This window comes from Sulfitobacter sp. HI0129 (assembly GCF_001635395.1).
GTDB lineage: Bacteria > Pseudomonadota > Alphaproteobacteria > Rhodobacterales > Rhodobacteraceae > Sulfitobacter.
The window spans coordinates 1-8,566 of record NZ_LWGH01000424.1; the positions used below are offsets into that span (position 1 = coordinate 1).

The following is an 8,566-nucleotide window of genomic DNA, read 5'->3' on the forward strand; positions in this document are numbered from 1 at the left end:
GCCGCCGGTCCATTGGATGAGCGCGGGGGCGAGGTTGTCGAAGGGCAGCCGCCCCTCCTCGGGCACCGACATGCGCCAGCGCAGATCCCCGCGTTGCAGATCGACGGGCCGCCCGAAGCCGTCAGGCAGACGGGCGAGTGCCGCATCGAGGTCATCGCAGCGGCAGATCCAGTTCGTGAGCCGCGCAGGCCCGGAAAAACGGTCGAGGTCGAACCAGCGCGCCCGATCCGGTGCCGGGGCATCCGGGTCGGCGGCGATGGCTTCCAGATAGAGCCCGTCCGCCAGCCCCAGAAGCCGATTGTGTGTGCCGAAGACATCATGCCTGCCCCCGGGCTGCAGGATCACATCCAGCGCCGTTTCCGCATGGGCGCGCGCCGCGGCGAGGTCTTCGCCCGCCACGGCCAGATGATCGAGGCTGAGCATCCTTTCTATCCGCGCGCTTCGCGGATCAGTCGCAGGATATCCTGCGCGGCGGAGGGGATGTTGGTGCCCGGCCCGAAAATCGCCTTCACCCCGGCGTTGTAAAGGAATTCGTAGTCCTGCTGCGGAATGACCCCGCCGCAGATGACGAGGATGTCCTCAGCCCCCGCATCCTTCAGCGCCTTCACCAGTTGCGGCGCGAGCGTCTTGTGCCCCGCCGCCTGACTGGAAATGCCGATGACATGCACGTCGTTGTCCACGGCGTCCTGTGCGGCCTCTGCCGGGGTCTGGAACAGCGGGCCCACGTCCACGTCAAATCCGATATCGGCAAAGGCGGTGGCGATCACCTTGGCACCCCGGTCGTGGCCGTCCTGCCCCATCTTGACCACCAGCATGCGCGGGCGGCGGCCTTCGGCTTCGGCGAATTCCTCCACCGATTGCTGGATGGCGGCGAAGCCTTCGTCGCCTTCGTAGGCGGCACCGTAGACCCCCGCGAGCGTCTTGACCTCGGCGCGGTGGCGTCCGAATTCGTCTTCCATGGCCATGCTGATCTCTCCTACCGTGGCACGGGCGCGGGCGGCCTCCACCGCCGCTTCCAGCAGATTGCCGCCTTCGCGGGCGCGGCGGGTCAACTCGTCCAGCGCGGCACGGCAGGCGGCGTCATCGCGTTCCTCGCGGATACGCTTGAGCCGGGCGATCTGGCTTTCCCGGACGGCGACATTGTCGACATCGAGGATGTCGATCGGGTCTTCCTTGTCGCGGCGGTATTTGTTCACGCCGACAACGACTTCGGTGCCCCGGTCGATATTGGCCTGACGGGTCGCCGCCGCCTCTTCGATGCGCAGCTTCGGCATGCCGGAGGCGACCGCCTGCGTCATGCCGCCCATCTCCTCCACCTCTTCGATCAGCTTCCATGCCGCTTCGGCCAGATCATGGGTCAGCTTTTCGACGTAGTAGCTGCCCGCCAGCGGGTCCACGACATTGGTGACGCCGGTTTCCTCCTGCAGGATCAGCTGGGTGTTCCGCGCGATCCGGGCCGAGAAATCCGTGGGCAGGGCGATCGCCTCGTCCAGCGCGTTGGTATGCAGCGATTGCGTACCGCCCAGAACCGCGCTCATCGCCTCATAGGCGGTGCGCACGACGTTGTTGTAGGGGTCCTGCTCCGACAGGCTGACGCCACTGGTCTGGCAATGGGTGCGCAGCATCGACGACTTGGGATTCTTCGGCTCGAACTCCGACATGATACGCGACCACAGCAGGCGTGCCGCGCGGAGCTTCGCCGCCTCCATGAAGAAGTTCATGCCGATGGCGAAGAAGAACGACAGCCGCGGCGCGAAGCGATCCACATCCATGCCCGCCGCGATGGCGGTGCGCACGTATTCGCGCCCGTCCGCCAGCGTAAAGGCAAGCTCCTGCACGAGGTTCGCGCCCGCTTCCTGCATGTGGTAGCCGGAAATGGAGATCGAATTGAACTTCGGCATGTGGTCCGAGGTGTATTCGATGATGTCACCGATGATCCGCATCGATGGTTCGGGCGGATAGATATAGGTGTTGCGGACCATGAACTCCTTGAGGATGTCGTTCTGGATCGTGCCCGACAGCACCGAACGGTCATGGCCCTGTTCTTCGCCCGCGACGATGAAACTGGCGAGGATCGGGATCACCGCGCCATTCATCGTCATGGAAACGGAAACCTTGTCGAGCGGGATGCCATCGAAGAGGATTTTCATGTCCTCCACGCTGTCGATGGCCACGCCTGCCTTGCCAACGTCACCCTCCACCCGGGGGTGGTCACTGTCATAGCCACGGTGGGTCGCGAGGTCGAAGGCCACCGAAACGCCCTGCTGCCCGGCGGCCAGACCCCGGCGGTAGAAAGCGTTGCTTTCCTCGGCGGTGGAGAAACCGGCATATTGCCGGATCGTCCAGGGGCGACCGGCGTACATGGTGGCCTTGACGCCCCGGGTGAAGGGCGCCTGCCCCGGGATACCGCCGAGGTGGTCGACCCCTTCCAGATCCTCGGCCGTATAGAGCGGCTGCACGTCGATGCCTTCCAGCGTGTGCCAGGTCAGATCCTCGACGGGTTTGCCGCGCAATTCGCCTTCAGCCAGATTGCGCCAGGTGTCTTTGTCGGAAGTCATGTTCGTGTCCTTTTTCGGGGCCCCGCGCCGGTGCCGGGATAGGGGTGGCGGGGCGCAGTGGAATCTCTGCCAGGGTGGCCAGACCATCCGCCCCGGCGGCAAGCCAGTGCAGATCGTCCGCGTAGGTCTCGCGCAGCGCGGCTGTCTGGGCCGGGCTCAGCGGTTGCCAGCGGCCCTCGCCCTCGCCCAGTCGCAGCGGGCAATCGCCGCGTTCGTGCAGGATGGATCGCAATCGATGGATGTCCGGTGCCCGGTTCAAGAGATCGGCGCTGTCGCAGCGCGGGGCATTCAGCACGCCGCAGGGTTGCAACATCGCCTCTGGCCGGTCGCTGCAGCGTTCGAAGGGCAGGACGATGATTTCCGCCCCCGGCATGGCGCAGGCGAGGTCGGTCACGACGTCGCGCCATGTGCGCGGGCTGGTTGCCATGGCGGCGCAGGTCGCCTGGGAGGGCAGCGCATGCCCCCTGCCCGTCAGATGCGCCGCGACTGATGCCCACCACAGATCCTGTGACCGGACGGTCAGGACAACCCTGCCGATGCGCTGGCCGAAGCTGTCGGAAATGCGCGCCAGACGCTCCCCCGTAGCTGGATAGAGCGCCCGGGCGCGCATACACTGCGCCATACTGTCGAGCAGGTTCGGATCGCTGACGATGAGGCGCTGCAGCCCCGTCCGCTCTCCCCGCTTGAGTTGCAGAGCGATCCGGCCGCGGGCGCGCCGCTGGCAATCCCGCCCCGGCAGGGTAAGCGGGCCGGGAAAGACCCCCGGCAGCACCGAGGTCCGCACCCGTTGCGGCCCCCAGTAGCCGATCCCCTGTTGCGCCAGCCAGCCTTGATTGGCGCGCATATATTGCTGAAAGGTCGTCGTGCCGGTGCGATGCGCCCCGACGTGTAAGGTGATGTCCATGATGATCAGGCCCGGTTCGTTGCATGCGACCGCCCCAGCCGGTCGGAATACGGGGTAGAACCCCGATCATGCCGCGATCTCCGTTGCCCTTGGCTTAACGCAGGGTTGCACGCGGTGCCGCATCGCAATCCCGGCCAAACCCCCTATATTGGGGGCAGGAGGAATCGAGTTGAAAAACGTCCTGATCCTGTGCCTCGCCGGGCTGTTGGCCGCAGGCGCCACGGCGCAAACCGTTGCGGCACCCGGCAATGAACCGATTGGCACCGAAGCCGCAGATCCAACCTTTCGCCCCGCCGACATGGCGGACCTGAGCGAATTCCTGTGGCTGAAGCGCCCCGTGCTGGTCTTTGCAGACAGCGAAAACGATCCCGCCTTCGCAGAGCAGATGGAACTGCTGTTGGAAGGCGAAGGCCAGTTGATCGAACGCGACGTCGTCGTGCTGACCGATACCGACCCCGCCGCCCGCAGCGCGTTGCGGCTGAAGATGCGGCCCCGCGGGTTCATGCTGGTCATCGTCGGCAAGGACGGGCAGGTGAAGCTGCGCAAGCCCTTCCCTTGGGACGTGCGGGAAATCACCCGCAGCATCGACAAGATGCCGATCCGCCAGAAAGAGATCCGCGACGCAAAGGAACGCTCGGGCACCATTCTGGAATGACGGCGCGGGGCGACGCCCACGCTGTCTTTCACGTTATGCGCCCCGCCCCGCATGGGGTTATTCGAACTCCATGATCACGTCATCCACGGCGAGCGAGTCGCCCGCGCTGGCGTTGACCTTGGACACGACGCCCTTCTTTTCCGCGCGCAGGATATTCTCCATCTTCATCGCCTCGATGGTGCAGAGCGCCTGACCCTCCTGCACCTCGTCGCCGACCTCGACCTCCAGCTTCACGACGAGGCCCGGCATCGGGCAGAGCAGCATCTTGGACGTGTCGGGCGGCAGCTTTTCGGGCATCAGCCGCGCCAGTTCGGCCTGACGGGGGGTGCGCACATGCACCTTCAGGTCCGCCCCCCGGGTGCGAATGCGGAAGCCTCCCGAGATCTTGCCGACTTTCATCACCAGCGGCGTGTCCTCCACCTGCATTTCGGCCAGCTGGTCGCCCGGCGTCCAGCCGCCGCTGACGCGCAGTTCGGTGCCGTCGGCAAAACGCACGCTGGAGCCGGAGGGATCAGCCGCGATCGTCACGTCGAACGAATTGCCCTGAAGGGTCACATTCCATTCGCTGCCGACCTTGCGTTCGTGGTTGTCCATCCGGCCTGACACGCGGGCGCGGCGAATTTCGGCCACACGGTGCATGGCGGCGGTGGCGGCGGCGATCCGGCGCAGTTCGGCCTCCTCCAACGTGACGCCTTCGAAACCGTCTGGATATTCCTCGGCGATGAAGGCGGTTGTCATGTCGCCGCTGACGAATTTCGGGTGATCCATCACCGCCGAGAGGAAGGGCAGGTTATGGCCGATGCCTTCGACCTCGAAACTGTCGAGTGCGACGCGCATCCGCTCGATCGCCTCGGACCGGGTCGGCGCCCATGTGCAGAGCTTGGCGATCATCGGATCGTAATACATGGAAATCTCGCCGCCTTCGTAGACTCCGGTATCATTGCGCACGGCCATGTCACCGGCGGGGGCATCCCCCTGCCAGGTCCCCTGCTCCAGCAGCGGACCGGCGGCGACCTCCTGCGGGGGGCGGTAGCGGGTCAGCCGCCCAATGGAGGGCAGAAAGCCGCGATAGGGATCTTCGGCGTAAAGCCGGTTCTCGATGGCCCAGCCGGTCAGCTTCACGTCACCTTGGGTCATCGACAGCTTTTCGCCATTGGCGACGCGGATCATCTGTTCGACCAGATCGACCCCGGTGATCAGTTCGGTCACGGGGTGTTCCACCTGCAGGCGGGTGTTCATCTCAAGGAAATAGAAGTTGCGGTCGCCGTCGACGATGAATTCCACCGTGCCCGCGCTGGTGTAGCCCACGGCCTGCGCCAGTGCCACGGCCTGTTCGCCCATCGCCTTGCGGGTTTCTTCATCCAGAAAGGGGCTCGGCGCTTCTTCGACGACCTTCTGGTTGCGGCGCTGGATCGAACATTCCCGTTCGCCCAGATAGATGCCGTTGCCGTGGCTGTCGCAAAGCACCTGAATTTCGATATGGCGCGGCTGGGTCACGAACTTCTCGATGAAGATGCGATCATCGCCAAAGCTGTTCGCCGCTTCGTTCTTGGAGGATTGATACCCTTCGCGCGCCTCGGCGTCGTTCCAGGCGATGCGCATACCCTTGCCGCCGCCCCCGGCGGAGGCCTTCAGCATCACGGGGTAGCCAATCTCGTTCGAGATTTTCACCGCCTCGTCCGCATCCTCGATCAAGCCCATATAGCCGGGCACCGTGCTGACGCCCGCGTCCTGCGCGATTTTCTTGGAGGTGATCTTGTCCCCCATCTTTTCGATCGCGCCCTTGGGCGGGCCGACAAAGGCGACGCCCGCCTCGGCCAGCGCCTCGGCGAACTTTGCGTTTTCCGACAGGAAGCCGTAGCCCGGATGCACCGCTTCGGCGCCGCTGTCGCGGATCGCCTGCATGACCTTGTCGATCACGATATAGGACTGGTTCGCCGGGGGCGGGCCGATGTGCACGGCTTCGTCCGCCATCTGTACATGCAACGCCTGCGCATCCGCGTCCGAGTAGATGGCCACGGTCGTGATGCCCATCTTGCGCGACGTCTTTATGACGCGGCAGGCGATCTCGCCCCGGTTGGCGATCAGTATCTTCTTGAACATGCGGTGTCCTTTGCTTGGGGCAGACGCGAGGCGCACGGGGGGCGCCCGCACCGGCCAAATGCCGGTCGAAGGGTCTGCGGGGTTGTCTGAATGATCGGAATGAAACGAAGGCGGCGCGCCATCGGTCGGCCTGCGGGACCGGCGGGCAAAAAGACGGGCGGTGCGACCGCCTCTCCGGTCGACCGCCCGTGAGAGGAAGGGGTATGGTCTTGGTCAGCCGCGCCCCGAAGCAAGGTGCACAGGAACCCGGACAGGTCGAGCCTGCATGCAGCACCTGCCCGCGCCAAGCGCGGGGTGGCGGGCCGCACGGCATCGGCCAACTGCCGCCGGGGCGACGGCCCGATGGGCAACAAGCCGCCGATCACGATTCAAACGCCTCGGGAAAGGCCGCCCGGGCGGCGTTTTCATCGAGCACCAGCAGGGCTTCGTAATCGGCGGGATCGAAGGGATCGGTGGCGGGCAGAACCTCCCGCCCGAAGAGCCACGAAAGCCGCCCGGCATCCAGATTGCCACGTTCGAAGGGTTCGTTCCCGAACGCCTCCCAGAGGGCCTTGACGAAGGCGATGTCGGCACGGCGGTCAGGGCCACGGCGATCCGAGCGGCGCTCGCGCCGGGTCAGCGGGGTGACGCCACGGGGATTGGCGCGTCTGATAGTGAATTGATAATCCGTACCCGGAAGCCGGCCGGGGAACCCGCGATGCTTCAGCATGGCGCCACCCGGATATGGTGGCGCAGGCGGGGGAGGTTCAGGACAGGCGCGAACGCCTGTCCTGCAAAGGTATTACTTGAACTTGCCTGTGAAGACGGGCTCGACCGTGATGGGCTCGGGCTCGACGACGACAAATTCTTCTTCGGGTGCTGCGCAAGCAGCGATCGTCGCAACGAAACCCATTGCAACCAGTGTTTTGATGCTCTTCGACATCTAAGTCTCCTGTCACTGTTTATGGGGCTTTTTTTCACGACACATACCGTGAGCCCCGATTCTGAGGTAAGGGATACTTGGGTATTCCTCGGGCACACAATATGCCATGCGCCTAGGGATTGATACCAGATCATGCGCAAACGGCAACTATGTGTCTTCAAAGCCTCAATCGGCGAAGATACCGCCGACAAAGGCCCCATATCTGGTATCAGCATCACAGACCTTCCCAGATACAGATTTCATCAACGACCCGAAAAGCTTCGAAAAATTGGGTCGCTTCGGGGTCGGGCTCACCGAATTCGGTGGCCCGGTCGGACAGGGAGACGACGATGACGTCGCCTTCCAGTTCGAAGTCCGACATGTATGGAAGCGCGAGCGCTTCGCATAGGTATTCGAAATCCATTTCCGCCTGCGCGTAATCGACCGTTCCGCCCTCCCGGGCGATTTGCGGCGCGATGAATCGGAAGCGCAGCCAGGTCTCTGCGCCGAGGTCATCGATAAGGACTTCCTGAAGCTGCACGGGCTGGCCCGAGGGCACCTCTATCGGGGCGTCGGACGCCGCGGCCCCCTGCCCCGCAAAGAGGGTCAGAAGCATGAGAGAAAGGTACGCGCGATGCCTCATGGTGCTGCGACCTCCGCCGTGGCGAATTCAGCGGGTGAGGTGATTTCCAGCAGCTCCAGATCGTCCGAATGACGGATTTCGCGGTGCCGGATGCCGGGTGGCTGCAACACGCTGGAACCCTTGTGCAGCATCTGTTCGCCCGCGTCCTCGTACTCGAAGACGACCCAGCCGTTCAGGATGAAAACCATTTGGAAATCAAGCTCATGGGTATGCCATGTGGCGGGGCTTTCGGCGCCGGGGACCGCCCGGATCACATGGGCGCCGAAGCTTCCGCCGGTGGCTTTCGCGATGCCCAGATCGCGGTATTCGAAGAACGGGCGCAGCCCGGCACCTTCAAAAGGGGAGGTATCCGCGTGGGACACGACGAAAGCCTGATTTTGCCACATGCGCCCGCTCATAAGCGCCCCCGCAGGGGCACGACGGTCAGTGGTTGCGCAAAGCGTCGATCAACTCGTCCTTGTCCATGTCCGAGCGACCGTCGATGTCCAACTCCTGCGCGCGATCGTAGAGCTCTTCCTTCGTCCAGTCCTCGTAGGGGGATTGCTTGCCGCCCTTCTCCGACGGGTGCTGGTCGTCGTTCGCTTTCGCATTCGCGATGCGCGCGGCCTTTTCCTTCGAGGCCCCATCCTCGCGCAGGGATTCGTAGGTCTCGTCGTCCTTGATCGAACTTCCGTGATTCTTTGCCATTACATCCTCCTTTACCGGGAAACGCCAAAGGCGTTCCGGCGGTTCCCCGGGTTTCGACCCGGGGTGGCAGGATATTTCCAGAAAGGAAGGGCATGGGGCAGGCGATCTCAGAGGG

The 8,566-nt window shown here is 64.3% G+C and carries 10 protein-coding genes; 1 reads left to right on the plus strand and 9 read right to left on the minus strand.

Translation table 11 applies throughout. The features are described from left to right. From A3764_RS11505 to A3764_RS11515, 3 genes are all read right to left on the minus strand, one after another. The coding region (locus A3764_RS11505; protein ID WP_067951610.1) for a VOC family protein at positions 1-423 on the minus strand (423 nt) is incomplete at its 3' end. A 5-nt stretch (positions 424-428) separates the two neighbouring features. Next, a complete protein-coding gene (gene scpA / locus A3764_RS11510) occupies positions 429-2,558 on the minus strand; it encodes a methylmalonyl-CoA mutase (RefSeq protein WP_067927336.1) in 2,130 nt (709 codons plus the stop codon). Further along, a complete protein-coding gene (locus A3764_RS11515) occupies positions 2,521-3,462 on the minus strand; it encodes a hypothetical protein (protein WP_067927333.1) in 942 nt (313 codons plus the stop codon). Before A3764_RS11515 ends, scpA begins: the two co-directional genes overlap by 38 nt. Positions 3,463-3,631: 169 nt before the next feature. Here A3764_RS11515 and A3764_RS11520 point away from each other — a divergent pair, with 169 nt between their 5' ends. After that, entirely contained in the window at positions 3,632-4,117 is a 486-nt protein-coding gene (locus A3764_RS11520; protein ID WP_067927330.1) for a DUF4174 domain-containing protein, read from the plus strand. A gap of 57 nt (positions 4,118-4,174) precedes the next feature. Here A3764_RS11520 and A3764_RS11525 read toward each other — a convergent pair whose 3' ends face one another. The 6 genes from A3764_RS11525 to A3764_RS11545 all read right to left on the minus strand — a co-directional run bounded on the left by A3764_RS11525 (position 4,175) and on the right by A3764_RS11545 (position 8,451). Next, complete coding sequence (locus tag A3764_RS11525) at positions 4,175-6,220, minus strand: acetyl-CoA carboxylase biotin carboxylase subunit (protein ID WP_067927327.1); 2,046 nt, start codon at positions 6,218-6,220, stop codon at positions 4,175-4,177. A gap of 361 nt (positions 6,221-6,581) precedes the next feature. Beyond that, positions 6,582-6,929 carry a hypothetical protein gene (locus tag A3764_RS11530; protein WP_067927324.1) on the minus strand — a complete coding sequence of 116 codons (348 nt, stop codon included), beginning with the start codon at positions 6,927-6,929 and terminating at the stop codon, positions 6,582-6,584. A gap of 72 nt (positions 6,930-7,001) precedes the next feature. Beyond that, positions 7,002-7,142, minus strand: coding sequence for a hypothetical protein (locus A3764_RS25685; protein ID WP_201722206.1), 141 nt, complete (start codon positions 7,140-7,142; stop codon positions 7,002-7,004). A 214-nt stretch (positions 7,143-7,356) separates the two neighbouring features. Further along, positions 7,357-7,764, minus strand: coding sequence for a DUF6497 family protein (locus A3764_RS11535; protein WP_236628172.1), 408 nt, complete (start codon positions 7,762-7,764; stop codon positions 7,357-7,359). Beyond that, positions 7,761-8,162: a cupin domain-containing protein gene (locus A3764_RS11540; protein WP_067927317.1), complete on the minus strand. Its 402-nt coding sequence runs from the start codon at positions 8,160-8,162 to the stop codon at positions 7,761-7,763. Before A3764_RS11540 ends, A3764_RS11535 begins: the two co-directional genes overlap by 4 nt. A gap of 25 nt (positions 8,163-8,187) precedes the next feature. Beyond that, on the minus strand, positions 8,188-8,451 hold the full coding sequence (locus A3764_RS11545) for a DUF7218 family protein (RefSeq protein WP_067927314.1): 264 nt from the start codon (positions 8,449-8,451) through the stop codon (positions 8,188-8,190). Positions 8,452-8,566 lie beyond the last annotated feature (115 nt).

Bases quoted from the DNA above. Each gene is read 5' to 3' on its own strand.
- A3764_RS11530 (WP_067927324.1), bottom strand. From the start codon at position 6,929: ATGCTGAAGCATCGCGGGTTCCCCGGCCGGCTTCCGGGTACGGATTAT.
- A3764_RS11540 (WP_067927317.1), bottom strand. From the start codon at position 8,162: ATGAGCGGGCGCATGTGGCAAAATCAGGCTTTCGTCGTGTCCCACGCG.
- scpA (WP_067927336.1), bottom strand. From the start codon at position 2,558: ATGACTTCCGACAAAGACACCTGGCGCAATCTGGCTGAAGGCGAATTG.
- A3764_RS11515 (WP_067927333.1), bottom strand. From the start codon at position 3,462: ATGGACATCACCTTACACGTCGGGGCGCATCGCACCGGCACGACGACC.
- A3764_RS11535 (WP_236628172.1), bottom strand. From the start codon at position 7,764: ATGAGGCATCGCGCGTACCTTTCTCTCATGCTTCTGACCCTCTTTGCG.
- A3764_RS11525 (WP_067927327.1), bottom strand. From the start codon at position 6,220: ATGTTCAAGAAGATACTGATCGCCAACCGGGGCGAGATCGCCTGCCGC.
- A3764_RS11545 (WP_067927314.1), bottom strand. From the start codon at position 8,451: ATGGCAAAGAATCACGGAAGTTCGATCAAGGACGACGAGACCTACGAA.
- A3764_RS25685 (WP_201722206.1), bottom strand. From the start codon at position 7,142: ATGTCGAAGAGCATCAAAACACTGGTTGCAATGGGTTTCGTTGCGACG.